The 25,275-nt window shown below is 55.8% G+C and carries 19 protein-coding genes; 10 read left to right on the top strand and 9 right to left on the bottom strand.

Annotated features, from left to right (window positions below; all coding sequences use genetic code 11):
* Positions 1-7: 7 nt before the first annotated feature.
* Both avtA and E0L16_RS20195 read right to left on the bottom strand, forming a co-directional pair.
* A complete protein-coding gene (gene avtA, locus E0L16_RS20190) occupies positions 8-1,261 on the bottom strand; it encodes a valine--pyruvate transaminase (RefSeq protein ID WP_063865841.1) in 1,254 nt (417 codons plus the stop codon).
* 130 nt (positions 1,262-1,391) lie between these two features.
* Positions 1,392-3,422 (bottom strand): alpha-amylase, encoded by a 2,031-nt coding sequence (locus E0L16_RS20195; RefSeq protein WP_131638061.1) that lies wholly within the window; start codon positions 3,420-3,422, stop codon positions 1,392-1,394.
* 313 nt (positions 3,423-3,735) lie between these two features.
* Here E0L16_RS20195 and E0L16_RS20200 point away from each other — a divergent pair, with 313 nt between their 5' ends.
* The gene (locus tag E0L16_RS20200; protein WP_071888809.1) at positions 3,736-4,560 is read left to right on the top strand and encodes a protein bax; all 825 of its coding nucleotides are present in this window, start codon (positions 3,736-3,738) and stop codon (positions 4,558-4,560) included.
* Positions 4,561-4,595: 35 nt separating this feature from the next.
* Here the strand turns inward: E0L16_RS20200 and xylR are convergent, their stop codons facing one another.
* The 4 genes from xylR to xylF all read right to left on the bottom strand — a co-directional run bounded on the left by xylR (position 4,596) and on the right by xylF (position 9,574).
* On the bottom strand, positions 4,596-5,774 hold the full coding sequence (gene xylR / locus E0L16_RS20205; RefSeq protein ID WP_063449964.1) for a D-xylose utilization transcriptional activator XylR: 1,179 nt from the start codon (positions 5,772-5,774) through the stop codon (positions 4,596-4,598).
* 34 nt (positions 5,775-5,808) lie between these two features.
* Complete coding sequence (gene xylH / locus E0L16_RS20210; protein ID WP_003860151.1) at positions 5,809-6,990, bottom strand: xylose ABC transporter permease XylH; 1,182 nt, start codon at positions 6,988-6,990, stop codon at positions 5,809-5,811.
* Positions 6,968-8,509, bottom strand: a complete 1,542-nt coding sequence (locus tag E0L16_RS20215) for a xylose ABC transporter ATP-binding protein (RefSeq protein WP_131638063.1) — start codon at positions 8,507-8,509, stop codon at positions 6,968-6,970. The genes xylH and E0L16_RS20215 overlap by 23 nt, the downstream gene beginning before the upstream one ends.
* 72 nt (positions 8,510-8,581) lie before the next feature.
* Positions 8,582-9,574 carry a D-xylose ABC transporter substrate-binding protein gene (gene xylF / locus E0L16_RS20220; RefSeq protein WP_063865834.1) on the bottom strand — a complete coding sequence of 331 codons (993 nt, stop codon included), beginning with the start codon at positions 9,572-9,574 and terminating at the stop codon, positions 8,582-8,584.
* Between the two features lie 371 nt (positions 9,575-9,945).
* Here xylF and xylA point away from each other — a divergent pair, with 371 nt between their 5' ends.
* Both xylA and xylB read left to right on the top strand, forming a co-directional pair.
* A complete protein-coding gene (gene xylA, locus E0L16_RS20230) occupies positions 9,946-11,268 on the top strand; it encodes a xylose isomerase (RefSeq protein ID WP_063449989.1) in 1,323 nt (440 codons plus the stop codon).
* 67 nt (positions 11,269-11,335) lie between these two features.
* Positions 11,336-12,790: a xylulokinase gene (xylB, locus tag E0L16_RS20235; protein ID WP_131638065.1), complete on the top strand. Its 1,455-nt coding sequence runs from the start codon at positions 11,336-11,338 to the stop codon at positions 12,788-12,790.
* A 54-nt stretch (positions 12,791-12,844) separates the two neighbouring features.
* On the opposite strand, the gene E0L16_RS20240 is transcribed toward xylB, so the two are convergent.
* Positions 12,845-13,840 (bottom strand): acyltransferase, encoded by a 996-nt coding sequence (locus E0L16_RS20240; RefSeq protein WP_131638067.1) that lies wholly within the window; start codon positions 13,838-13,840, stop codon positions 12,845-12,847.
* A 184-nt stretch (positions 13,841-14,024) separates the two neighbouring features.
* On the opposite strand from E0L16_RS20240, the gene E0L16_RS20245 reads away from it, so the two are divergent.
* The 3 genes from E0L16_RS20245 to glyS all read left to right on the top strand — a co-directional run bounded on the left by E0L16_RS20245 (position 14,025) and on the right by glyS (position 17,481).
* Positions 14,025-14,330 carry a YsaB family lipoprotein gene (locus E0L16_RS20245; RefSeq protein WP_063865825.1) on the top strand — a complete coding sequence of 102 codons (306 nt, stop codon included), beginning with the start codon at positions 14,025-14,027 and terminating at the stop codon, positions 14,328-14,330.
* A 160-nt stretch (positions 14,331-14,490) separates the two neighbouring features.
* Entirely contained in the window at positions 14,491-15,402 is a 912-nt protein-coding gene (gene glyQ, locus E0L16_RS20250; RefSeq protein WP_003860141.1) for a glycine--tRNA ligase subunit alpha, read from the top strand.
* A 9-nt stretch (positions 15,403-15,411) separates the two neighbouring features.
* Positions 15,412-17,481 (top strand): glycine--tRNA ligase subunit beta, encoded by a 2,070-nt coding sequence (glyS, locus tag E0L16_RS20255; protein WP_063449957.1) that lies wholly within the window; start codon positions 15,412-15,414, stop codon positions 17,479-17,481.
* Positions 17,482-17,609: 128 nt separating this feature from the next.
* Here the strand turns inward: glyS and fadA are convergent, their stop codons facing one another.
* Together fadA and fadB are read right to left on the bottom strand one after the other, a co-directional pair.
* Positions 17,610-18,773 carry an acetyl-CoA C-acyltransferase FadA gene (fadA, locus tag E0L16_RS20260; protein WP_131638069.1) on the bottom strand — a complete coding sequence of 388 codons (1,164 nt, stop codon included), beginning with the start codon at positions 18,771-18,773 and terminating at the stop codon, positions 17,610-17,612.
* Positions 18,774-18,782: 9 nt separating this feature from the next.
* The gene (fadB, locus tag E0L16_RS20265; protein ID WP_131638071.1) at positions 18,783-20,972 is read right to left on the bottom strand and encodes a fatty acid oxidation complex subunit alpha FadB; all 2,190 of its coding nucleotides are present in this window, start codon (positions 20,970-20,972) and stop codon (positions 18,783-18,785) included.
* A gap of 190 nt (positions 20,973-21,162) precedes the next feature.
* On the opposite strand from fadB, the gene pepQ reads away from it, so the two are divergent.
* From pepQ to hemG, 4 genes are read left to right on the top strand one after another with little or no spacing between them, the layout of a single operon-like run.
* Entirely contained in the window at positions 21,163-22,494 is a 1,332-nt protein-coding gene (gene pepQ, locus E0L16_RS20275; protein WP_022649738.1) for a Xaa-Pro dipeptidase, read from the top strand.
* A complete protein-coding gene (locus E0L16_RS20280; RefSeq protein ID WP_063865814.1) occupies positions 22,494-23,108 on the top strand; it encodes an IMPACT family protein in 615 nt (204 codons plus the stop codon). The genes pepQ and E0L16_RS20280 overlap by 1 nt, the downstream gene beginning before the upstream one ends.
* A gap of 41 nt (positions 23,109-23,149) precedes the next feature.
* The gene (gene trkH / locus E0L16_RS20285; RefSeq protein WP_063865811.1) at positions 23,150-24,601 is read left to right on the top strand and encodes a Trk system potassium transporter TrkH; all 1,452 of its coding nucleotides are present in this window, start codon (positions 23,150-23,152) and stop codon (positions 24,599-24,601) included.
* Between the two features lie 10 nt (positions 24,602-24,611).
* Complete coding sequence (hemG, locus tag E0L16_RS20290; RefSeq protein WP_064910952.1) at positions 24,612-25,157, top strand: menaquinone-dependent protoporphyrinogen IX dehydrogenase; 546 nt, start codon at positions 24,612-24,614, stop codon at positions 25,155-25,157.
* Positions 25,158-25,275: the final 118 nt, after the last annotated feature.

A 25,275-nucleotide genomic window follows, 5' to 3' on the forward strand; every position in this document is an offset into this window, starting at 1 on the left:
GGTCTTATTAACCCGCCTCGTGCCAGGCGTTCTCGATCTCTTCGGCGAGAATTTTCACTCCCGCTTCGATTTTTTCCGGGTCCGGGACGTAGTTCATGCGCATGCACTGGTGCGTGTGCGGCCACGGCTTATCCAGCCCCGGGAAGAAGTAATCCCCCGGCACCATCAGCACGCCACGCTTTTTCAGGCGCTGATAAAGCAGCTCTGTCGTAATGGGCAGATCCTTAAACCACAGCCACAGGAAAATTGCCCCTTCCGGTTTATGGATCAGACAGCGTTCTTCCGGTAAGTAGCGGCGAAGAATGGCGATGGTTTCCTGAACGCGCTGAGCGTAAAACGGCTTGATCACCTCATTCGACAGGCGCAGCAGGTCGTTGCGTCTGATCATCTCGCACATCATGGCCGGACCGATCCCGCCAGGCGAAAGGCTGATAATGCCGTTCATGTTGGTAATGGCGGTAATGATCTTTTCGTTGGCGATAATGATACCGCAGCGGCTGCCCGGCAGGCCCAGCTTGGAAAGGCTCATGCAGAGGATGATGTTCGGGTTCCACAGCGGACGCGCTTCGCTGAAGATAATCCCCGGGAACGGGACGCCATAGGCGTTATCGATCACCAGCGGGATACCATGCTGATTCGCCAGCGCATCCAGCTTCATCAGCTCGTCGTCGGTGATCACGTTGCCCGTCGGGTTAGTAGGGCGTGACACGCAGATCATGCCCGTCTCTTCACCGATATGCAGATGTTCAAAATCAACGTGATATTTGAACTGGCCCTCTGGCAGCAACTCGATATTCGGGCGTGCGGAAACAAAAAGATCTTCTTCAAGGCCGGCATCGGCATAGCCGATATACTCCGGTGCCAGCGGGAACAGCACTTTTTTCGTGCTGCCGTCGGCGCGGCGTCCGGCAAACAGATTGAACAAGTAGAAAAACGCGCTCTGACTGCCGTTTGTCAGTGCAATATTCTGTGGTTCGATATCCCAGCCCAGCGCTTCCCGCAGCATCGATGCCAGAAGCGTCAGCAGTTCTGTTTTACCCTGAGGGCCGTCGTAATTACACAGCGCATCGGTTGCTTTACCGTTTTCCAGCATGTCTGCCAGTAGCGCCTGGAAGTAGGTGTTCATCTCCGGAATCTGAGCCGGGTTTCCGCCGCCGAGCATGATAGCACCGGGGGTGCGCAGCCCGTCGTTGAGGTCCTCCATCAGGCGGGTAATGCCTGAATGGCGGGTAAATTTATCGCCGAATTGTGAAAACGTCATAGCAGGTGATCTGTCGGGCTTAATATGAAAGGCAGTAACCATAACGCCAGCACCGTGTTGGTGCAAATCGGCGGATGTGGTCGGATTTGTTGTTTTGTATGGCGGAGCGGGATTCATGTAGTGAATTGTTCTACTGATTACCCGCCCACACCACCATCACCTTATCGCCCTTATGCTCGCGTACAAATCCGTACCCCTCTTTCAGCGACAGCGTGGTTTGCTTGCCTTCACCCAGTGCCGGATGACGGGCGCGGAACTGTCCCAGAAGCTGCCAGTGGGCGACAGTTAACGCCTGTTTACCCGTTACGTCCTGCCAGTTCATATCCGAACGGGTTCCCTGTAGCGGATCGGACCCCGTCGGACCAAATGGACGCTCTGATTCATCGCCGTAATAGATTTGCACGCTTCCCGGTGCCAGCAGCAGTAGCTCAGCGGCGCGCTGGCCTCCTTCACGGAACAGTCGCGTATCGTGGGAGGAGAGATAGTTCAGCACGTTAAAGCTTTGCAGTTTTTCGGCCATTTGCTGCCAGGTCAGATCCATATCCGCCAGACAGTCCACCGCTTTCGCCGCCTGCTCCTGATAGTCAAAATTGATCATCGCATCAAAGCCGTGGCGATAATAATCGCTCTGCATCACGCCGTGACCCCAGGATTCACCAGTCATCCAGAATGGCGCATCGTCGAGTTTTTTGTCCGGGTTGGCGGCTTTCCACGCGACCAGCGCCTGGCTGGCCTGGTCCTTCAGCTGCTGCCAGGCTTCAGGCTCAACGTGTTTAGCGGTATCGACCCGGAAACCGTCGATGCCGTAGTCACGTACCCACTGGCTGAGCCAGTGGGTCAGGTAATCTCGCGGCGTGAAGTTCGTCATCACTTTCGCGTTGGTGTCGGGTTTGTGTTGATAAAAGTTCGGCAAACCTGACGGGATCTTAGATTCCGTTTTCAGATCCGGCAGAAACGCCAGGGACATCGTTAAATCGTCAAAGCCGGGGTTGTCATAATCGCCGATATCGGTGCGGATCCATTTTTTTCCCCACCATTTTTCCCATGCGGCTTTATCACTGAAGTTGATGTAATCGTTGAAGCTGTGCCAGCTTTGACCCGCGCCTGGCTTCCAGTCAGTCCAGCGTTCGCCGAGCGTTTTCTTCAGCTCATCCCCCTGCAAATACAACGCGCCAAACTGATATTCCTGCATATCGGCAAGCGTCGCATAGCCCGCGTGGTTCATGACAACGTCAAACAGGACGCGGATACCGCGCCGGTGCGCTTCGTCGACAAGCTGGCGCAAATCCTCTTCGCTGCCCATGTTGGCGTCGAGCTTCGTCCAGTCCTGAGTGTAATAGCCGTGATAGGCGTAGTGAGGGAAATCCCCTTTGGTGCCGCCGCCCACCCAGCCGTGGATCTGCTCCAGCGGAGAACTTATCCAGAGCGCATTCACGCCCAGTTGCTGAAGATAATCCAGTTTGCTGGTAAGCCCTTTAAGATCGCCGCCGTGGAACGTTCCTATCTCCTGCATACCGTCTTTATGGCGGCCATAGCTGTTATCGTTGGCAGGGTCGCCATTCACGAAGCGATCGGTCAACACGAAATAGACGGTGGCGTTTTGCCAGCTGAACGGCGCGGGTTTGTCCGTCTCGGCGCGCTCAAGCAGCAGCAGGCCATTGCTGTTGGCGGCTGGCTGAAGCGTGACGTTGCCATTTTCAACGGTCGCGGTCTGTTTGCTGTAAAAATCACGCACCACCGTTCCTTCCGGGAAGGTGTTTGCTACGTCGAGCGTAAGCGGTTTACCGTCCCACTTCGGGCACTGGCGGGTGACGTCAGCGACAGGCTGTGGCGCCGCGCTTTGTACCGTCAGCATCAGGGTTGGCGTTCCCGAGCGCGTATCAATACGCATCTGATAAACGCCGTCACGGAATAACCGCCACTGTGGCGGAGTGCCTTCGCACGGTTTGAGCGACAGCATCTCGTTGAGCTTAATGGCCTCTGTCGGCTGCCAGCACGCGTTGTCAAGACTCAACGTCAGTGGACGGGTACCCTTCGCAAGCTTTGCCTGGCTGGTAAAGACGCCGGTACCTTCAGCGTTAAACGCGTCAAATCCCGGCGATGACCAGTCGGCATGCGCGAGTGCGGGTAACATCAGAACAGCTAATGCAGTGCGTTTCATTCCATTTTCCTGTCGCGGCATTTTTGACCAGTGTGCCATTCGGCTCAGGGGAAAAACTCCTCCTATGAGGCTTTCTGCCAGGAGGACGCGAAGGGATGAGTGATCCCGCGCAAAATTAGGCTGTTATCTGCGATATCGCACACATTTTTCCAGTGTTGATGCTTTAATGAGCACGTTTCGAATGACATAGTTTCGGAATTGGACTATTTATATACGTGCTCTTGAAGACTATTTTTGGTACGATTTGAGATTCCGCTCTCAAATTTTGAAGAAAATAAGGTGTTGGAATGCTTATATCCGACCAGGAGACCTAATGATATCGACTCCCATTCGACGATATGGGGCCGCGATACTCATGTTACTCACCATGGCATTTTCAGGTGAGGTGCTTGCAAAGACGCACGCGGATACAACGAGTAAGAAAGCCCACGTAATAAAGACGACAAGCAGTAAGGTTAGCAGTAAACAAGAGTATTCTCGCAATAGTGCAAAGAGTAGTTCACTTCCTGATTTGCGAAAATACCCTTCCGGGACACCACGAAAAAAAGCGTTTCTCCGGACGGTCATGCCTTACATTAAAAGTCAAAATGCCGCGATTACTGCGGATCGTAACTGGCTGATCTCCAAACAGTACGATAGCCGCTGGTCGCCGTCTGAGCGCACGCGCCTGAAAGACATCGCCAAACGCTATAAAGTGAAGTGGAGCGGAAACACGCGTCGCGTGCCGTGGAACTCACTGTTAGAACGTGTGGACATCATTCCAGGCAGCATGGTGGCGACAATGGCCGCCGCCGAAAGCGGTTGGGGGACCTCGAAGCTGGCCCGCAACAACAACAATCTGTTTGGCATGAAGTGCGCCAAAGGTCGTTGTACCAATGCACCCGGCAAGGTGAAGGGTTATTCACAGTTTGAATCGGTGAAAGATTCCGTGAATGCCTACGTGGTGAACCTGAACACCCACCCGGCCTACTCCTCGTTCCGTAAGTCACGCGCCCAGCTGCGTAAAGCGGATCAGGAAGTGACGGCTACGGCGATGATCCACAAGCTGAAAGGGTATTCCACTCAGGGACAGCGTTATAACAACTATCTGTTCTCGATGTACCAGGATAACCAGCGTCTGATTGCCGCGCACATGTAATGAAAAACGCCTTCCACTGGAAGGCGTTCTCTTTTCTAGAGCAGGACTTCACTGTACCGTTCCCGGTACTCCTTCGGCGTGGTGTCATACTCTTTCCTGAACACCGAATAGAAATACTGTAGCGACGGGTAGCCGCACATCTGTGAAATCTCGTTGATGGACAGCGAGGTGGAGATCAGCAGACTGCGCGCTTTCTCCAGCTTTTCCGCATGGATCACGGCATGTATCGTCTCACCCACTTCCTCTTTGAAGCGCTTCTCCAGATTCGAACGAGAAATCCCGACCGAATCCAGCACCTGATCGACCTTAATACCTTTGCAGGCATGATTGCGAATGTAGTGCATCGCCTGAATCACGGCCGGATCGTTTAAGGAACGGTAGTCGGTAGAGCGGCGCTCGACCACGCGAACGGGCGGAACCAGCAGACGCTGGAGCGGAAGGGATTCGTTGTCTAACAGTCTGTGCAGCAGCTTCGCAGCCTGATAGCCCATCTGCCGCGTACCCTGCGCCACGGATGACAGCGCCACGCGCGACAGATAGCGCGTAAGCTCTTCGTTATCGATACCAATCACGCACAGCTTTTCAGGCACCGGAATATGCAAATGCTCGCACACCTGCAATACGTGGCGAGCGCGGGCGTCCGTCACGGCGATAATGCCTGTCTGGGGCGGCAGCGTTTGCAGCCAGTCAGCCAGCCGGTTTTGCGCGTGCTGCCAGTTTTCTGGCGCGGTTTCCAGTCCCTGATAAACGACGCCGCGATACTTCTCCTGGGCAACCAGCTGGCAGAACGCATACTCACGCTCCATTGCCCAGCGCTTGCCGCTGGTGGCGGGCAAACCGTAAAACGCAAAACGGTGTACGCCTTTCTCCTTTAAATGGAGGAAGGCAGTCTCGACCAGGGCATGGTTATCGGTGGCGATGTAGTGAACAGGGGGATAATGTTCCGGTGAATGGTATGAGCCGCCAACGCCCACGATAGGAACGTCGACGCCACTCAGCAGCTGTTCAATGACGGGGTCGTCAAAGTCAGCAATGACCCCGTCTCCCAGCCAGTCCTTAATGTTCTCCAGACGGGTACGGAAATCTTCTTCGATGAAAATATCCCATTCGGATTGCGACGCCTGCAAATATTCACCAACCCCTTCAACCACCTGACGGTCATAGGCTTTGTTGGCATTGAATAACAACGTAATGCGGTGACGCTTTTCAAACATGGCTCACTTTCCCAAATTAGTCACGATACGGTTCTCAGGCGCGCCGCTTGGTGGCAGAGTCCATCCAGACTGCCAGCAAAAGAATGGCTCCCTTGACGATATACTGCCAAAACGTCGGCACGTCCATCATACTCATCCCGTTATCCAGCGAAGCCATAATAAATGCGCCCATCACCGCACCCGCCACGCTGCCAATGCCCCCGGCGAGGCTGGTTCCGCCAATTACGCAGGCGGCGATGGCGTCCAGCTCGGCAATATTACCGGCAGACGGAGAACCCGCACCCAGTCGCGAGCTGAGGATCAGCCCCGCGATGGCTACCATCAGACCGTTAATGGCAAAGACGGCGAGTTTGGTGCGCTCCACGTTAATGCCGGACAAACGCGCGGCTTCCAGGTTGCCGCCGATGGCATAAATGCGGCGGCCGAAAGCGGTACGTGTGGCCATAAACATCCCACCTAACAGCAGCAGCGCCAGCAGCAGAACGGGCGTCGGGACGCCGCGATAATCGTTAAGCAGCCAGATGGCACCCAGCACAATCACGGCGGTAAGCGCCTGACGACCCACCACCGAGGTAGAAGCAGGCGAGGCCAGACCCAGCGCCTGGCGACGCATGCGCCCCCGCCATTGCCACGCGACAAACGCCATCAGCCCAACCACGCCGATCGTAAAACCGACGCCATCAGAGAGGTAGCTTTGGCCAATCTGGGACATAGAGGCGCTGGTGGGGGAGACGGTAGTGCCGTTGGTGATACCAATTAAAATGCCGCGGAAGGCCAGCATTCCCGCCAGGGTGACGATAAACGACGGGACTTTCCGGTAGGCCACCCACCAGCCGTTCCACGCCCCCAGCAGCAGACCCAGTACCAGCGTGACCGCAATCGTCAGCGGCAGCGGCCAGCCGAGCCAGACGTCAAAAATCGCCGCCACACCGCCGAGCAGGCCCATCATCGACCCTACCGACAGGTCAATTTCCGCTGAGATGATCACGAAGACCATCCCCACCGCCAGAATGCCGGTGATGGCGGTCTGACGCAGCAGGTTAGAGACGTTACGTGCGCTCAGATAGGAGCCGTCGGTCATCCAGGTAAAGAACAGCATGATGACGATGATGGCCGCAATCATCACGAATACTTGTAGATTCAGCGATTTAAGTCCTGCGAACGCACCGGGCGTCGGAACAGCGACTTTGATATCAGACGGGTTGCTTTTCGACATGGCGTTCGCTCCTTAGGGCAGCTTCCATCACCTGCTCTTGCGTCAGGTTCTGGTTGTTCAGGTTGGCTTTGAGTTTCCCTTCATGCATGACCAGCACGCGGTCGCTCAGGCCCAGCACTTCAGGCAGTTCGGACGAGATAACAATGACGGCAATCCCTTGCTGCACCAGTTGATTAATCAGCTTGTAGATTTCGTACTTCGCGCCGATATCGATTCCTCGCGTGGGTTCGTCCAGAATTAAAATGCGCGGATTAAGCAGCAGGCAGCGCGCCAGAATCGCCTTTTGCTGGTTGCCGCCGCTCAGGCGTCCTATCGCCAGCTCTGGCGAGGACGTTTTCACCTTAAGCCTTGCGAGCGACTGGAGTATGCACTGCTGTTCTGCGGCATCGTCCAGGCTGCTCAGCGCGCCGGAAAACTGGCTGAGCGCCGCCAGCGTGATATTTTTTCCCACCGCCATAACCGGCACGATGCCGTCTTTTTTGCGGTCTTCGGGCACCATGGCAATGCCTCTGGCAATGGCCTGCTGGCAGTTGTCGATTTTTACCGGCTGACCGTCGACATAAATCTTGCCTTCCCAGCGCCCTGGCCAGACGCCAAACAGACACTGTACGGCCTCGGTTCTTCCGGCACCCACCAGGCCCGCAATGCCGAGAATTTCGCCTCGGTGCAGCGAGAAGGAGAGGTTATTCACGCGCTTGATATGGCGGTTAACGGGGTGCCACGCCGTCAGGTTTTCCACGCGCAGGATCTCTTCGCCAATCGCGTGCGGCTCGTTGGGATACAGCGCGGTGAGTTCGCGGCCCACCATCATGGTGATGATGTCATCCTCACTCATGCCTTCTGCCTCACGCGTACCGATGTGCTGCCCGTCGCGGATGACGCAGATGGTGTCGGAAATGGCTTTCACCTCGTTAAGCTTGTGCGAAATATAGATGCAGGCGATACCGTGGTTTTGCAGGTCGCGGATGATATTGAGCAGTACGGCCGTTTCCTGTTCGGTGAGCGAGGCGGTCGGCTCGTCGAGGATCAGCAGGCGTACCTGTTTATTAAGCGCTTTGGCGATCTCCACCAGTTGCTGCTGGCCCAAACCTAAGTCGCCCACGCGCGTATCCGGTGAGATAGCCAGGCTCACCTGAGCCAGCAATTTTTCGCAGCGCAGCGTCATGGTGTCGTAATCCAGCACGCCGTGGCGTGAGAGTTCGGCCCCAAGAAAGATATTTTCCAGCACGCTTAGGTGCTTCACCAGCGCCAGCTCCTGGTGAATGATAGCGATGCCTTTACGCTCGGTATCGCGAATGTGCGTGGCCTGGAGCACCTCTCCGGCGAAGACGATTTCGCCCTCGTAGCTGCCGTGCGGGTAGATCCCACACAGCACCTTCATCAGCGTGGATTTCCCCGAGCCGTTTTCGCCGCACAGCGACATGACTTCGCCGGGATTCAGCCGCAGGCTGACGTTGTCGACCGCTTTCACCGTCCCGAAGGCTTTGGTGATGCTTTTCATTTCAAGTAAATAAGACATAACTGCTCCGCATAGCCCGACAGATGAACAGGGCAGGTCGATGCGCCCCCGCCGGGCAGGGGCTGCGCTGGATTACAGTTCACTCTTCTTATGGAAACCGTCTTTCACCACCGTGGCGTCAATGTTCTCTTTGTTGACTTCGATAGGGGTAAGCAGGCGAGCCGGTACGTCTTTCAGGCCGTTATTTAACGTTGCGTCTGCTTTAGGCTGTTGGTCATTGCCCAGCTCAACGGCAATTTCAGCAGCCGTATTGGCAAGCTCGGTAATGGGTTTATACACCGTCATGGTTTGGGTGCCCGCGATAATGCGTTTAACACCCGCAAGATCGGCATCCTGTCCGGAGATAGCGACTTTTCCGGCCAGACCCTGCGCGCTCAGCGCCTGAATGGCGCCACCCGCGGTGGCATCGTTAGAGGCCACGACCGCATCGATTTTGTTGTTATTTGCGGTTAACGCGTTTTCCATAATTTTCAGCGCGTTTTCCGGTAACCAACCGTCAACCCACTGGTCGCCGACGACCTTAATTTTGCCCTCGTCGATATATGGCTTAAGCACCTTCATTTGTCCCTGGCGGAACAGCTTGGCGTTGTTATCCACAGGCGAACCGCCCATCAGGAAATAATTTCCTTGCGGCACCTTAGCGACCAGGCTTTTAGCCTGTAACTCACCCACTTTTTCATTGTCGAACGAAATATAATAATCAATATCCGCATTATTAATCATGCGGTCATAGGCCAGGACTTTTATGCCTTCCTGTTTAGCCTCTTTCACCACGTTGCTTAATACCTGGCCGTTATACGGGATAATGACCAGCACATCGACGCCACGGTTGATCATATTCTCGATTTGCGACATTTGCGTCTCTTCGTTGCCGTTAGCGGACTGAACGAACACCTCCGCGCCGAGGGATTCCGCTTTTTTAACAAAGATATCGCGATCTTTTTGCCAGCGTTCAAGACGTAAGTCATCAATCGCCATGCCGATTTTGACCTCTTTGGCGTGGCCGGCAAAGCTTGCAAGCAGGAGAGTAGTGCAGAGCGTTAGGGTCAGGTTCTTTATCTTCATAATTATTAGGCCTTTTTGTAGGGGTATGTGTCGCTGAGATAAAAGAAACGTTCACTGCTGAGACGCAGCAAATTTTTAACGTGGAAAGGCCTGCTGGCAATTACAGATTTTTATCTTCTCATTACGATATTTGGTTTATTTCTGAATTTATGACCGCGATCGGATTTTAAAAAGCGTAACCTATTAATTACATTTGATTCTGGAATATGCGCCGAAAAATAGTTTGTCTGCACATTATTTTGCGAGCCAGCGCACAATTGTGCATTCTCTCAATAGCAGTGTGAAATAACGTAATTGAGCAACCCCCAATGTCTATTCACTATTACTCCAGAAGCAAGACCACGCCGCATACCCTGATTATGGAGCTCAATATGCAAGCTTATTTCGACCAACTCGATCGCGTTCGTTTCGAAGGCACGAAAACGACCAATCCTTTAGCATTTCGTCACTACAACCCGGATGAGCTGGTGCTGGGTAAGCGCATGGAAGATCACTTGCGCTTTGCCGCCTGCTACTGGCACACCTTCTGCTGGAACGGTGCTGATATGTTCGGCGTGGGCGCTTTTGACCGTCCATGGCAGCAGCCGGGCGAGGCCATTGAGCTGGCGAAGCGTAAAGCCGACGTCGCGTTCGAGTTCTTCCATAAGCTGAACGTGCCGTACTACTGTTTCCACGATGTGGACGTGTCGCCTGAAGGGGCATCGCTGAAAGAGTATCTGAACAATTTCGCGCAGATGGTCGATGTACTGGCTGAAAAACAGCAGCAGAGCGGCGTGAAGCTGCTCTGGGGGACGGCTAACTGCTTTACCAACCCTCGCTACGGTGCGGGTGCGGCAACCAACCCCGATCCGGAAGTCTTCAGCTGGGCGGCAACTCAGGTCGTGACTGCGATGAACGCTACGCATCAGCTGGGCGGCGAAAACTATGTTCTCTGGGGTGGTCGTGAAGGTTATGAAACGCTGCTGAATACCGACCTGCGTCAGGAGCGCGAGCAGATTGGTCGCTTTATGCAGATGGTTGTGGACCACAAACACAAAATCGGCTTCCGCGGCACGCTGCTGATTGAGCCTAAACCGCAGGAGCCAACCAAGCATCAGTACGACTACGATGTTGCCACCGTGTATGGCTTCCTGAAGCAGTTTGGTCTGGAAAAAGAGATCAAAGTGAATATTGAGGCTAACCACGCTACCCTGGCGGGCCACTCCTTCCATCACGAAATTGCCTCTGCGATTGCGCTGGGCATCTTCGGATCGGTAGATGCGAACCGCGGCGATCCGCAGCTGGGCTGGGATACCGACCAGTTCCCGAACAGCGTGGAAGAAAATGCGCTGGTAATGTACGAAATCATCAAAGCGGGCGGTTTCACCACCGGCGGCCTGAACTTCGACGCCAAAGTCCGTCGCCAGAGCACTGACAAATACGATCTGTTTTACGGGCATATTGGCGCGATGGACACCATGGCGCTGGCGCTGAAGGTGGCGGCCCGTATGATTGAAGACGGCGAGCTGGATAAACGCGTGGCGAAGCGTTACGGCGGCTGGAACAGTGAGCTGGGCCAGCAAATTCTGAAAGGTCAGTTATCGCTTGCGGAAATCGCGAAGTACGCTGAACAGCATCAGCTGGCCCCGCAGCATCAGAGCGGGCATCAGGAACTGCTGGAAAACCTGGTCAATCATTACCTCTTCGATAAATAACAGTATGCAGCATGCAGGCCCGGTAAGCGCATCGCCACCGGGCATTTCTGTCAAAGGAGCCACCACAATGTATATCGGGATCGATCTTGGCACGTCGGGTGTGAAAGCCATTCTGTTAAGCGAGCAGGGCGATGTGTTAGCAACCCAGACTGAAAAGTTGCAGGTTTCACGCCCGCATCCGCTTTGGTCGGAACAAGATCCGGAGCAGTGGTGGCAGGCGACGGACCGCGCGATGAAAGCCTTAGGCGAGCAGCACAGCCTGCGCGACGTAAAGGCGCTGGGCATTGCCGGGCAAATGCATGGTGCAACGTTGCTGGATAGCCAGCATCGCGTTCTGCGCCCGGCTATTCTCTGGAACGATGGCCGCTGTGCGGAAGAGTGTGCAATCCTTGAAGCGCGTGTGCCCACGTCCCGCGAGATTACGGGCAACCTGATGATGCCCGGTTTTACCGCGCCAAAACTCCTGTGGGTGCAGCGCCATGAACCCGATATTTTCCGTCAGGTAGCGAAGGTGCTGCTGCCTAAAGACTACCTACGTTTTCGCATGACGGGAGATTTTGCCAGCGACATGTCTGACGCCGCGGGCACGATGTGGCTCGACGTGGCGAAACGGGACTGGAGCGAGGCGATGCTGGATGCCTGCCAGCTGACGCGCGACCATATGCCCGCGCTGTTTGAAGGCAGTGAGATCGCGGGCACGCTGCAATCCTCCATTGCTGAACGCTGGAATATGCCGGCCGTACCGGTTGTTGCTGGCGGCGGCGATAACGCGGCGGGCGCTGTTGGCGTGGGGATGGTGGAAGCAGGGCAGGCAATGCTATCGCTCGGCACCTCCGGCGTCTATTTTGCCGTCAGTGACGGGTATCGCAGTAACCCTGAAAACGCCGTACACAGCTTCTGCCACGCGTTGCCGGGCAAATGGCATTTAATGTCGGTGATGCTGAGTGCCGCTTCCTGCCTCGACTGGGCGGCAAAGCTGACCGGAATGGCAGACGTACCGGCGCTTATCGCAGCGGCACAGCAGGCGGATGGTAATGCCGGTGCGGTCTGGTTTTTACCGTACCTTTCCGGCGAGCGCACGCCGCACAACAACCCGGAAGCGAAAGGGGTGTTCTTCGGGCTTACCCATCAGCACGGCCCGGCAGAGCTGGCGCGCGCGGTGCTTGAAGGGGTCGGCTATGCGTTGGCGGACGGCATGGATGTCGTGCATGACTGTGGCCTGACGCCATCCAGCATTACCTTAATTGGCGGCGGGGCGCGAAGCAGCTACTGGCGGCAAATGCTTTCTGACATCAGCGGGTTGCCGCTGGACTATCGTACGGGGGGAGAGGTTGGACCGGCGCTCGGTGCGGCACGGCTGGCGCAAATCGCGGTGAACCCGGATAAACCACTGAACTCGCTTTTGCCCCAGCTTCCGCTTGAACAGCAGCATCGTCCTGATGCGAAAACCCATGCTCGCTATGCTGAACGACGAGTCGTGTTCCGTAAAATCTATCAGCAGCTTTTACCGCTGATGTCCTGAACATCCGCCGGGTGGCGCTGCGCTGACCCGGCCTACAACTCCCCGTCCATCTGGCTAGCTTACAAACCTGCGCGTATCGATTCTTTGCAGCAACATGGACAGCAGCAGGCTGACAGCCAGCGTAGCGGTAAATATCCAGATAATATCCAGCACCGGCCAGCTTTTCAGCTCAACGCCGCGGGTGCGCAGGGCGTGGATCACCAGCGCGTGAAAACCGTAAATACCCAGCGAGTGGCGAGAGATAAAGCCCAGCACCGGAAGCGGACGTTCGTTGAGGGTGTTTTTCACCAGGGTCAGCAGAGAAATCGCGCAGATAAAGACCATCGGGCCGCAATACAGATACCAGGTATCGGCAAAGTTGCCGCGCCATTGCAGCTCGTGCAGCGTCCCGCGAGAGATAATAAACACACCGGTGATAAACGCAGCCGCGCAAAGCCAGTTCATTCCTCGCTTTTGCGTCTCCATCATGCCGATGGCGCGGCCCAGCATGCCGTACAGCACATAATAAAACGTGTCGCCGTTGATATAGAGGTTGACGGGAAGCCATTCAAAGCCATCAACTTTTTGTGAGAGAGTATTCGGGTTTGCCACAATCCCGATGATCGCCATCAAGGCCAGCAGCATTTTACCGCTGACGTTTTTTACCTGAATTAACGGAGAAACCAGGTAAATAACGATTATCGCGAAGAAAAACCACAGATGATAGAACACCGGTTTTTGCAGCACATTGAGCAGGGAACGTTCGGCGTTAATGGACGTGCACAGGATGATATAGATTAGCGAAATGGCGCTGTAAAACAGCAGACAGGAGACAATACGGATGAAATGTCTCGGCTGCGCGCTACGCTCACCAAAAAAGAGAAAACCGGAAATCATAAAGAACAGCGGGACGCTCACCCGGGAGGCCGAGTTCAGAATATTGGCGACGTCCCAGTTAACGGGGCTGATACTGTGCGCGTTCGTGACATACCAGGTCGTTGTGTGGATCATCACCACCATCAGACAGGCTATTCCCCGCAGGTTATCAATCCAGTTAATTTTTGACTGCATCAGTTCCTCTGTATTCCTGATAAAGAAAGTGTGACTGCGGTAGCGTAAAACTTTTCCCTTGGAAAATTCTGAGTTTAGCCAGGCTGTCTTGTCGCGAGCTGGCGAGATTCGCAGAATGTTGAACATTAATCTATAAACGTGTTGCTACTAAAAATAACAGCCACTGACCGGGGCGGTAATAAAAATGATGATGAAGCGTGGGGCGTCACTCTTTCTGCTGCTTTTATTAGCAGGGTGCAGTGCTTCTCAGGAGGCCCCTGTCCAGAAAGCGCAGCAGGGGAAAATGAGCCCGGAGCGTTCCCTAAATATGGAACAGCTGTGCATAGGTGAGGCGGCTCATCGCTATAATTCCGAGGCGCAAAAAATTCATATTAACGGCTTCGAGCGCTTTCAGGGCAGCTATGAACTGAAAGGCTATACTGCGCGTAAAGAGGGCTTTGTCTGCTCTTTTGATGCAGACGGCCAGTTTTTACATCTCTCGATGCGCTAAATTGCTCGGATAATCAGCAACCAGAGCCTTCACCGGTTCTGGCGGTAGACCTTATTCCCCAATTTTCCCTAAACAACCCCGTTTCGTACTGTATATCTTGCAGCCAGCGGGTATACTGATCCCTTCCATTTAAAACCACACGTATCCAGCACGAAATACTATGCAAAAGTTTGATACCAAGACCTTCCAGGGCCTGATCCTGACCTTACAGGATTACTGGGCTCGTCAGGGCTGCACCATTGTTCAACCTTTGGACATGGAAGTTGGCGCAGGCACCTCACACCCGATGACCAGCCTGCGCGCGTTAGGGCCAGAGCCAATGGCAACCGCCTACGTGCAGCCATCCCGTCGTCCGACCGATGGCCGTTACGGCGAGAACCCGAACCGCTTGCAGCACTACTATCAGTTCCAGGTGGTGATTAAGCCATCACCCGACAATATTCAGGAACTGTACCTCGGGTCACTGAAAGAGCTGGGTATGGATCCAACCATTCACGACATTCGCTTCGTGGAAGATAACTGGGAAAACCCAACGCTGGGTGCCTGGGGTCTGGGTTGGGAAGTGTGGCTGAACGGCATGGAAGTGACCCAGTTCACTTACTTCCAGCAGGTCGGCGGTCTCGAATGTAAGCCGATCACCGGTGAAATCACCTACGGTCTGGAACGTCTGGCAATGTACATTCAGGGCGTAGACAGCGTTTACGACCTGGTCTGGAGCGACGGCCCGCTGGGTAAAACCACCTACGGCGACGTGTTCCATCAGAACGAAGTGGAGCAATCCACCTATAACTTCGAATACGCGGACGTGGACTTCCTGTTCACCTGCTTCGAGCAGTACGAGAAAGAAGCCCAGCAGCTGCTGGCGCTGGAGACTCCGCTGCCGCTGCCTGCTTACGAGCGTATTCTGAAGGCTGCCCACAGCTTCAACCTGCTGGACGCCCGCAAAGCCATCTCCGTGACTGAACGTCAGCGCTACATTCTGCGAATTCGTACCCTGACCAAAGCCGTTGCAGAAGCTTACTACGCGTCCCGTGAAGCCCTTGGCTTCCCGATGTGCAACCGAAACAAATAAGAGGCGGCCATGTCTGAGAAAACTTTCCTGGTGGAAATCGGCACTGAAGAGCTGCCACCAAAAGCCCTGCGCAGCCTGGCTGAATCTTTCGCTGCGAACGTCACTGCCGAGCTGGATAACGCTGGCCTGGCGCACGGTAAAATTGAGTGGTTTGCTGCGCCGCGTCGTCTGGCGCTGAAGGTGGCAAACCTGGCGGCGTCTCAGCCGGATCGTGAAGTTGAGAAACGTGGCCCGGCCATTGCTCAGGCGTTCGACGCGGAAGGCAAGCCGAGCAAAGCGGCAGAAGGCTGGGCGCGCGGTTGCGGTATCACCGTTGACCAGGCCGAGCGTCTGACCACCGATAAAGGTGAATGGCTGCTGTATCGTGCCCACGTCAAAGGCGAAAGTGCGGAAGCGCTGCTGCCAGATATGATCGCGACTTCGCTGGCTAAGCTGCCGATTCCTAAGCTGATGCGCTGGGGCGCGTCCGACGTACACTTCGTGCGTCCGGTGCACACCGTGACCCTGCTGCTGGGCGATACCGTTATTCCGGCAACCATTCTGGGCGTAGCGTCCGATCGCGTGATCCGCGGCCATCGCTTTATGGGCGAGCCAGAGTTCACCATCGACAATGCCGACCAGTACCCGCAGATCCTGCTGGAGCGCGGTAAAGTGATTGCTGACTACGAACAGCGTAAAGCCAAAATTAAAGCGGACGCAGAAGAAGCGGCGCGTAAGATTGGCGGTAATGCCGATCTGAGCGACAGCCTGCTGGAAGAGGTAACTTCTCTGGTGGAATGGCCGGTTGTGCTGACCGCGAAATTCGAAGAGAAATTCCTGGCCGTTCCGGCAGAAGCGCTGGTTTACACCATGAAGGGTGACCAGAAGTACTTCCCGGTTTACGCCAACGACGGCAAGCTGCTGCCAAACTTCATCTTCGTGGCGAACATCGAATCGAAAGATCCGATCCAGATTATCTCCGGTAACGAGAAAGTGGTGCGCCCACGTCTGGCGGATGCCGAGTTCTTCTTCAACACCGACCGTAAAAAACGTCTGGAAGATAACCTGCCGCGTCTGCAAACCGTGCTGTTCCAGCAGCAACTGGGTACGCTGCGCGACAAGACCGACCGTATCGCGGAGCTGTCCGGCTGGATTGCCCGTGAGATTGGCGCGGACGTGAACCACGCTACCCGTGCGGGCCTGCTCTCCAAGTGCGACCTGATGACCAACATGGTGTTCGAATTCACCGACACCCAGGGCGTCATGGGCATGCATTACGCGCGTCACGATGGCGAAGCGGAAGACGTGGCGGTGGCCCTGAACGAGCAGTATCAGCCGCGCTTTGCCGGTGACGATCTGCCGTCCAACCCGGTTGCCTGCGCCGTGGCGATTGCCGATAAGATGGACACCCTGGCGGGTATCTTCGGTATCGGTCAGCATCCGAAAGGCGATAAAGACCCGTTTGCGCTGCGTCGCGCCGCGCTGGGCGTGCTGCGTATCATCGTTGAGAAGAACCTGAACCTCGATCTGCAAACGCTGACTGAAGAAGCGGTGCGTCTGTACGGCGATAAGCTGACCAACGCGAAGGTTGTGGATGATGTTATCGACTTTATGCTCGGTCGTTTCCGCGCGTGGTATCAGGACGAAGGTTACTCCGTTGACACCATTCAGGCGGTGCTGGCGCGTCGTCCGACCCGTCCGGCAGATTTCGATGCGCGTATGAAAGCGGTATCCCACTTCCGTACGCTGGAAGCGGCGTCAGCTCTGGCTGCGGCCAACAAGCGTGTATCTAACATCCTCGCGAAATCCGACGAGACGCTGAACGAGCGTGTAAACGCCGCGACGCTGAAAGAGCCGGAAGAGATTGCTCTGGCGATGCAGGTTGTGGTGCTGCGCGACAAGCTTGAGCCGTACTTCGCGGAAGGCCGCTACCAGGAAGCGCTGGTGGAGCTGGCGGAGCTGCGTGACATCATCGACGCCTTCTTCGAGAAAGTGATGGTAAACGTGGAAGATAAAGAGCTGCGTATTAACCGTCTCTCTATGCTCGAGAAACTGCGTGAGCTGTTCCTGCGCGTGGCGGATATTTCGCTGCTGCAATAATGTAAAAAACCCGCCCCTGACAGGCGGGAAGAACGGCAACTAAACTTTATTCTTCGTAGGCCGGGAAAGCGCAGCGCCTCCCGGCAAAAGCCCGATGGCGCGAAGCTTATCGGGCCTACGTTATAGCCTTACACTCTCTCAAACACCGTCGCGATCCCCTGACCCAACCCGATACACATCGTTGCCAGCCCGAACTGGGCATCTTTGCGTTCCATCAGGTTGATCAGCGTGGTGCTGATACGCGCCCCGGAGCAGCCCAGCGGGTGACCGAGGGCGATCGCGCCGCCGTTGAGGTTAATCTTCTCGTCGATCTGATCCATCAGGCCCAGATCTTTAATGCACGGCAGGATCTGTGCGGCGAAGGCTTCGTTCATCTCGAACAGATCGATATCACTTGCGCTCAGCCCCGCTTTTTTCAGCGCCAGTTTTGACGCCGGAACCGGACCGTAGCCCATGATCGACGGATCGCAGCCCACCACCGCCATCGAACGCACGCGGGCGCGTGGCGTCAGGCCTAATTCGCGGGCGCGGCTTTCGTTCATCACCAGCATCGCGGCGGCGCCGTCGGACAGGGCAGAAGAGGTGCCCGCCGTTACCGTGCCGGTGACCGGATCAAAAGCCGGACGCAGGGTAGAAAGCGCGTCGACCGTGGTTTCAGGACGGATAACTTCGTCGTAGCTGAACTGCTTCAGTACGCCGTCCGCGTCATGTCCGCCGGTCGGGATGATCTCATTCTTAAAGGCACCGGACTGCGTGGCGGCCCAGGCGCGGGCGTGAGAGCGCGCGGCAAAAGCATCCTGCATTTCACGACTGATGCCGTGCAGGCGGGAGAGCATTTCGGCGGTCAGGCCCATCATGCCTGCGGCTTTCGCCACGTTGCGGCTCATGCCAGGGTGGAAATCAACCCCGTGGCTCATCGGCACGTGGCCCATGTGCTCAACGCCGCCGACCAGACAGGCCTGCGCATCGCCGGTCATAATCATACGCGCCGCATCGTGCAGCGCCTGCATCGACGAACCGCACAGGCGGTTGACGGTAACGGCCGGAACCGAATGCGGGATCTCCGCCAGCAGGGAGGCGTTACGGGCGATGTTGAAGCCCTGCTCAAGGGTCTGCTGCACGCAGCCCCAGTAGATATCGTCCAGCGCAGCGGGGTCCAGCGCCGGATTACGCGCCAGCAGGCTACGCATCAGGTGCGCGGAGAGATCTTCCGCGCGCACGTTACGGAACGCGCCGCCTTTTGAACGGCCCATCGGGGTGCGAATCGCATCAACAATGACAACCTTTTCCATTGTGACTCCTTAAGCCGTTTTCAGTGCGCCAACCGGACGGGCTGGCTCAACTGCTGGGTAGTAGGGTTCGTTATGGCGCGCTTTGTTACGCAGGCCTTCCGGCACGTTGTACAGCGGGCCGAGGTGCTGATACTGCTGCGCCATATCGAGGTAGCGGGCACTGCCGAGCGTATCCAGCCAGCGGAACGCGCCGCCGTGGAACGGAGGGAAGCCGAGGCCGTATACCAGGGCCATGTCGGCTTCTGCCGGGCTGGCGATAATGCCTTCTTCGAGGCAGCGCACCACTTCGTTGATCATCGGAATCATCATGCGGGCAATAATTTCGTCGTCGGTGAAGTCGCGTTTCGGCTGGCATACGTCCGCCAGCAGGCCATCCACCGCCGGATCTTCCTCTTTCTTCGGCTTGCCTTTGCTGTCTTCTTTATAACGCCAGAAGCCCATGCCGTTTTTTTGCCCGAAGCGGTTGGCGTCGAACAGGGCGTCAATCGCGTCGCGATAATCTTTCTGCATGCGCTGCGGGAAGCCCGCTGCCATCACCGCCTGAGCGTGATGCGCGGTGTCGATCCCGACCACGTCCAGCAGATAGGCCGGGCCCATCGGCCAGCCGAACTGTTTTTCCATCACTTTGTCGATCTTGCGGAAGTCCGCGCCGTCGCGCAGCAGCTGGCTGAAGCCGGCAAAGTAGGGGAACAGCACGCGGTTAACGAAGAAGCCCGGGCAGTCGTTAACAACGATTGGCGTTTTGCCCATTTTGCTGGCCCACGCCACCACTTTGGCGATGGTGTCGTCGGAAGTTTTTTCCCCGCGGATCACTTCGACCAGCGGCATGCGGTGCACCGGGTTAAAGAAGTGCATTCCGCAGAAGTTTTCCGGACGCTTCAGCACGCTTGCCAGCTCGCTGATAGGAATGGTGGAGGTGTTGGAGGCCAGCACCGTCTCAGGACGCACCTTCTCTTCCGTTTCGGCCAGCACTGCTTTTTTGACTTTCGGATTCTCAATGACCGCTTCAACCACCACGTCCACGCGGTCAAAGCCGCTGTATTCCAGCGTTGGCTGGATGGTGGAGATCACGCCGGAGAGTTTCATACCGTCAATTTTGCCGCGCTCAAGCTGTTTATTCAGCAGCTTGGCGGCTTCGGTCATGCCCAGCGTCAGGGATTTTTCGTTGATGTCTTTCATCACCACCGGCACGCCTTTCCAGGCCGACTGGTAAGCAATACCGCCACCCATAATGCCGGCGCCGAGCACCGCCGCGTGTTTTGGCGTTTCAACGTTTTTGGTCAGCTGCTTAGCCTTGCCCTTCACGAACTGATCGTTCAGGAAGATGCCAACCAGCGCGCGGGCTTCATTGGTATGCGCCAGCGGGACAAAGCTCTGGTTTTCAAGCTTCAGGGCTTCATCACGGCCCAGACGGGCTGCCGCTTCAATGGTTTTCACCGCCGTGATTGGCGCCGGGTAGTGTTTACCCGCCGTCTGCATCACCATGCCTTTGGCGATAGTGAAGCTCATGGTGGCTTCAATCTTGCTGAGCTTTAACGGCTCCAGCTTCGGCTGGCGTTTGGCTTTCCAGTCGAGATCGCCATTAATCGCCTGACGCAGGATGGCGACAGCGCCTTCAGTCAGTTTTTCAGGCTTAACTACGCCGTCCACCAGACCGATTTTCTGCGCCTGTTCCGCGCCGACATCTTTGCCGGCAGCGATGATTTCCAGGGCGCTGTCGGCGCCCAGCATGCGCGGCATACGCACGGAACCGCCAAAGCCCGGCATGATGCCCAGCTTGGTTTCCGGCAGGCCGATACGCAGGTCCGGCGTTGCCAGACGATAATCTGTCGCCAGCACGCATTCGCAGCCGCCGCCCAGCGCGTAGCCGTTAACGGCGGAAATCGTTGGCACAGGTAAATCTTCCAGACGATTAAAGACGCTGTTGGCAAAGTGCAGCCACTGGCTCAGCTGCTCCTCAGGAACCTGGAACAACGACAGGAATTCGGTGATATCCGCACCAACGATAAAGGCCGCTTTGTTGGAGCGCAGCAGCAGCCCTTTTAAATCTGATTGCTTTTCAAGTACATCCAGCGCCTGGCCAAGACTGGCCACCGTCGCGGTATCAAGCTTGTTCACTGAGCCGGGGGCATCGAACACCAGTTCGGCAATGCCATCTTCCAGCCAGTCTACGTACAGGGTGTCGCCTTTGTAGAGCATGTCGGTCTCCTGAATCCAGCAATTGGATCTGGTCATACCAGATGAGACGGAGTGTGGAATTTATGTTAATAAAATGCAAATTACTCATTAAGAAATTGCTGCGCTGATCACGGTCGGTGGAAATCACGCAGCCGGAGTGAGGTGTGCTAAGATGCGATGACTTGAGGTCAAAAAAACGAAAGGAAGAATGATGGACTCACTGGCTTCGCTTTATAAAAATCATATCGTTACCCTACAGGAACGTACCCGCGATGTACTGGCCCGCTTCAAGCTGGATGCTCTGCTGATCCACTCCGGCGAGCTGATGAATACGTTTCTTGATGACCATGCTTATCCCTTCAAGGTTAACCCGCAGTTTAAAGCCTGGGTGCCGGTGACACAGGTTCCAAATTGCTGGCTGCTGGTGGATGGCGTGAACAAGCCGAAACTGTGGTTCTACCTGCCGGTCGATTACTGGCACAACGTGGAACCGCTGCCGACCTCATTCTGGACCGAAGAAATTGACGTGATTGCGCTGCCAAAAGCGGACGGCATTGGCAGCCAGCTGCCAGCGGCGCGCGGCAACATCGGCTACATTGGTCCGGTTCCCGAGCGTGCGCTGGGTCTGGATATTCCGGCAGATAAACTTAACCCTAAAGGCGTGCTGGATTATCTGCACTACTATCGCGCCTACAAGACTGACTATGAACTTTACTGCATGCGTGAAGCGCAAAAAACGGCGGTGAATGGCCACCGTGCGGCGCATGAAGCGTTCCAGTCCGGCATGAGCGAGTTCGATATCAATCAGGCCTACCTGACCGCGACCGGCCATCGCGATACCGATGTGCCTTACAGCAACATCGTGGCGCTGAACGAGCATGCCTCTGTTCTGCACTACACCAAACTGGATCATCAGGTTCCGGCTGAGATGCGCAGCTTCTTGCTGGATGCCGGCGCAGAGTACAACGGCTATGCGGCAGACCTGACCCGTACCTGGGCGGCGAATGCGGATACCGATTTCGCGCAGCTGATTAAAGACGTGAACGATGAACAGCTGGCGCTGATTGGCACCATGAAAGCGGGAACCAGCTATGTGGATTACCACATCCAGTTCCATCAGCGCATCGCGAAACTGCTGCGTAAGCATCAGATTGTCAAAGACATGAGCGAAGAGGCGATGGTTGAGAACGATCTGACCGGGCCATTTATGCCGCACGGTATCGGCCACCCGCTGGGTTTGCAGGTTCATGACGTCGCAGGCTTTATGCAGGATGATACCGGTACGCACCTGGCGGCACCGTCTAAATATCCTTATCTGCGCTGCACCCGCGTTCTGGCGCCGCGTATGGTATTGACCATCGAGCCGGGCATCTACTTTATTGAATCCCTGCTGGCGCCGTGGCGTGAAGGCCAATTCAGCAAGCACTTCAACTGGGAGAAAATTGAAGCGCTGAAGCCGTTTGGCGGCATTCGTATCGAGGATAACGTGGTTATTCACGAGAACAGCATTGAGAACATGACGCGAGATCTGAAGCTGGCCTGATGGAAAGCTGGCTGATACCGGCTGAGCCGGTCACCTTTGTTGAGGAAATCAAAAAAAGCCGCTTTATCACGCTGTTGGCGCATACCGACGGCGTGGAGGCGGCGAAGGCGTTCGTCGAGTCCGTTCGCGCGCAGCACCCCGATGCCCGCCACCACTGTGTGGCGTGGGTCGCAGGGCCGCCGAATGACTCACAGCAGCTCGGGTTTTCTGATGACGGTGAACCGGCGGGCACGGCCGGAAAACCGATGCTCTCCCAGCTAATGGGCAGCGGTGTGGGTGAAATCACCGCCGTCGTTGTGCGCTACTACGGTGGCATTTTGTTAGGCACAGGCGGCCTGGTTAAAGCCTACGGCGGTGGTGTTCAGCAGGCGCTTAATCTTCTGATAACGACCCGCAAAACGCCGCTGACAGAATATACTTTGTTATGCGATTACGCCCAGCTATCGGGTATCGACGCACTGCTTAAACAGTTTAACGGCGTCATCGCACACAGTGATTATCAGGCAATGGTGCAACTACGCGTGGCGCTTCCTCAGGCGGAACTGGCTGCTTTTTCAGCAAAACTCGCTGATTTTAGTCGCGGTTCATTGCAATTACTGCCGATTGAAGAATAATCCCCACCTCATCATTTTGAATACCTAAGGAAGCGGCAGAGATGCATTTTCGTGCCATTACCCGAATCGTTGGATTGCTGGTCATACTTTTCTCCGGGACGATGATCATCCCCGGACTGGTGGCGCTCATCTACCGGGACGGTGCGGGGCGTGCATTCACGCAAACCTTTTTTGTCGCGCTGACGATTGGCTCGCTGCTGTGGTGGCCAAACCGTCGTGAGAAGGGTGAGCTGAAATCCCGTGAGGGTTTTTTGATTGTGGTCCTGTTCTGGACGGTACTGGGAAGCGTGGGTGCGCTGCCGTTTATCTTCTCTGAACAACCGAATCTCACCATCACGGATGCGTTTTTTGAATCGTTCTCCGGTTTAACGACCACCGGCGCCACCACGCTTGTGGGGCTGGATTCGCTCCCGCATGCGATTCTCTTTTACCGGCAGATGCTCCAGTGGTTTGGCGGTATGGGGATCATCGTCCTGGCGGTGGCTATCCTGCCGATTCTGGGCGTCGGGGGGATGCAGCTTTACCGGGCAGAAATGCCTGGCCCGCTGAAAGATAACAAGATGCGCCCGCGTATTGCGGAGACGGCGAAAACCCTGTGGCTTATATATGTCCTGCTGACGGTGGCCTGCGCGCTGGCGCTGTGGTTCGCCGGAATGCCCGCGTTCGACGCCATCGGGCACAGCTTCGCGACTATCGCCATCGGCGGGTTTTCTACCCATGATGCCAGCGTCGGTTACTTCGACAGCCCGACAATCAATACCATCATTGCCATTTTCCTGCTGATCTCAGGCTGTAACTACGGTCTACACTTCTCGTTGCTCAGCGGACGTAGCCTGAAGGTGTACTGGCGCGACCCGGAATTCCGGATGTTTATTGGTGTCCAGCTGACCCTGGTGATCATCTGTACTCTGGTACTGTGGTTCCATGATGTCTATAACTCGGCGGTCACGACCCTGAACCAGGCCTTCTTCCAGGTGGTATCGATGGCGACAACCGCCGGTTTCACCACGGACAGTATTGCGCGTTGGCCGCTGTTCCTGCCGGTGCTGCTGCTGTGCTCTGCGTTTATCGGCGGTTGCGCCGGTTCGACGGGCGGTGGTCTGAAGGTGATCCGTATACTGCTGCTGTTCAAGCAGGGGAACCGTGAGCTGAAACGTCTGGTCCACCCGAATGCGGTTTACAGCATTAAGCTGGGAAACCGCGCGCTGCCGGAGCGTATCCTCGAAGCGGTGTGGGGATTCTTCTCCGCTTATGCGCTGGTCTTTATTGTCAGTATGCTGGCGATTATCGCCACGGGTGTGGATGATTTCTCTGCCTTCGCCTCTGTGGTGGCAACGTTAAACAACCTGGGGCCGGGGCTGGGCGTCGTGGCGGATAACTTCGCCAGTATGAACCCGGTGGCGAAGTGGATCTTAATTGCCAATATGCTATTTGGGCGTCTTGAGGTCTTTACGTTGCTGGTGCTGTTTACCCCAACATTCTGGCGTGAGTAAGGAGACATAAGTGAAAACGTTAATTCTTTTCTCAACGCGTGACGGTCAAACGCGTGAGATTGCTTCTTATCTGGCTTCTGAACTCACAGAGCTGGGCATTTATTCTGATGTGGTGAACCTGAATCGCACAGAACAGATTGCCTGGCAGGATTACGACCGTGTGGTCATTGGCGCTTCAATTCGTTACGGTCATTTCCACCCTGCGCTGGATCGTTTTGTGAAAAAGCATACGGCGGAACTCGCGAAGCGGCCTGGCGCGTTTTACTCGGTCAACCTGGTTGCCCGTAAAGCGGAGAAGCGTACGCCGCAGACCAACAGCTATACGCGCAAGTTTTTACTGAATTCGCCATGGCAGCCCGATATCTGTTCTGTCTTTGCGGGCGCGCTGCGTTACCCGCGCTATAGCTGGTATGACCGCTTTATGATCCGCCTGATCATGAAGATGACAGGTGGTGAAACGGATACGCGTAAAGAAGTGGTCTACACCGACTGGGCTCAGGTCGCCAGTTTTGCCCGTGAAATTGCGCGTTTAACGGACGATCCGCGGGTTAAATAAGCGTTAAGTTTGAAAAGTGAGCGAACGAAAAGTTTTTTGTATTTAGTGCTTGTCACTTCGGAAGAACTCCCTATAATGCGCCTCCACTGACACGGAACAACGGCACGCAAGCCGCCGT

Source organism: Enterobacter quasihormaechei (assembly GCF_004331385.1).
GTDB classification, from domain to species: domain Bacteria; phylum Pseudomonadota; class Gammaproteobacteria; order Enterobacterales; family Enterobacteriaceae; genus Enterobacter; species Enterobacter quasihormaechei.

Excerpts from the sequence above, each read along its gene's own strand:
- xylR (WP_063449964.1), bottom strand. The coding sequence starts at position 5,774 with ATGTTTGAAAAGCGTCACCGCATTACGTTGTTATTCAATGCCAACAAA.
- trkH (WP_063865811.1), top strand. The coding sequence starts at position 23,150 with ATGCATTTTCGTGCCATTACCCGAATCGTTGGATTGCTGGTCATACTT.
- E0L16_RS20200 (WP_071888809.1), top strand. The coding sequence starts at position 3,736 with ATGATATCGACTCCCATTCGACGATATGGGGCCGCGATACTCATGTTA.
- E0L16_RS20240 (WP_131638067.1), bottom strand. The coding sequence starts at position 13,840 with ATGCAGTCAAAAATTAACTGGATTGATAACCTGCGGGGAATAGCCTGT.
- fadA (WP_131638069.1), bottom strand. The coding sequence starts at position 18,773 with ATGGAAAAGGTTGTCATTGTTGATGCGATTCGCACCCCGATGGGCCGT.
- E0L16_RS20280 (WP_063865814.1), top strand. The coding sequence starts at position 22,494 with ATGGAAAGCTGGCTGATACCGGCTGAGCCGGTCACCTTTGTTGAGGAA.
- avtA (WP_063865841.1), bottom strand. The coding sequence starts at position 1,261 with ATGACGTTTTCACAATTCGGCGATAAATTTACCCGCCATTCAGGCATT.
- pepQ (WP_022649738.1), top strand. The coding sequence starts at position 21,163 with ATGGACTCACTGGCTTCGCTTTATAAAAATCATATCGTTACCCTACAG.
- glyQ (WP_003860141.1), top strand. The coding sequence starts at position 14,491 with ATGCAAAAGTTTGATACCAAGACCTTCCAGGGCCTGATCCTGACCTTA.
- xylF (WP_063865834.1), bottom strand. The coding sequence starts at position 9,574 with ATGAAGATAAAGAACCTGACCCTAACGCTCTGCACTACTCTCCTGCTT.
- glyS (WP_063449957.1), top strand. The coding sequence starts at position 15,412 with ATGTCTGAGAAAACTTTCCTGGTGGAAATCGGCACTGAAGAGCTGCCA.
- xylH (WP_003860151.1), bottom strand. The coding sequence starts at position 6,990 with ATGTCGAAAAGCAACCCGTCTGATATCAAAGTCGCTGTTCCGACGCCC.
- E0L16_RS20195 (WP_131638061.1), bottom strand. The coding sequence starts at position 3,422 with ATGAAACGCACTGCATTAGCTGTTCTGATGTTACCCGCACTCGCGCAT.
- fadB (WP_131638071.1), bottom strand. The coding sequence starts at position 20,972 with ATGCTCTACAAAGGCGACACCCTGTACGTAGACTGGCTGGAAGATGGC.
- E0L16_RS20245 (WP_063865825.1), top strand. The coding sequence starts at position 14,025 with ATGATGATGAAGCGTGGGGCGTCACTCTTTCTGCTGCTTTTATTAGCA.
- E0L16_RS20215 (WP_131638063.1), bottom strand. The coding sequence starts at position 8,509 with ATGTCTTATTTACTTGAAATGAAAAGCATCACCAAAGCCTTCGGGACG.
- xylB (WP_131638065.1), top strand. The coding sequence starts at position 11,336 with ATGTATATCGGGATCGATCTTGGCACGTCGGGTGTGAAAGCCATTCTG.
- xylA (WP_063449989.1), top strand. The coding sequence starts at position 9,946 with ATGCAAGCTTATTTCGACCAACTCGATCGCGTTCGTTTCGAAGGCACG.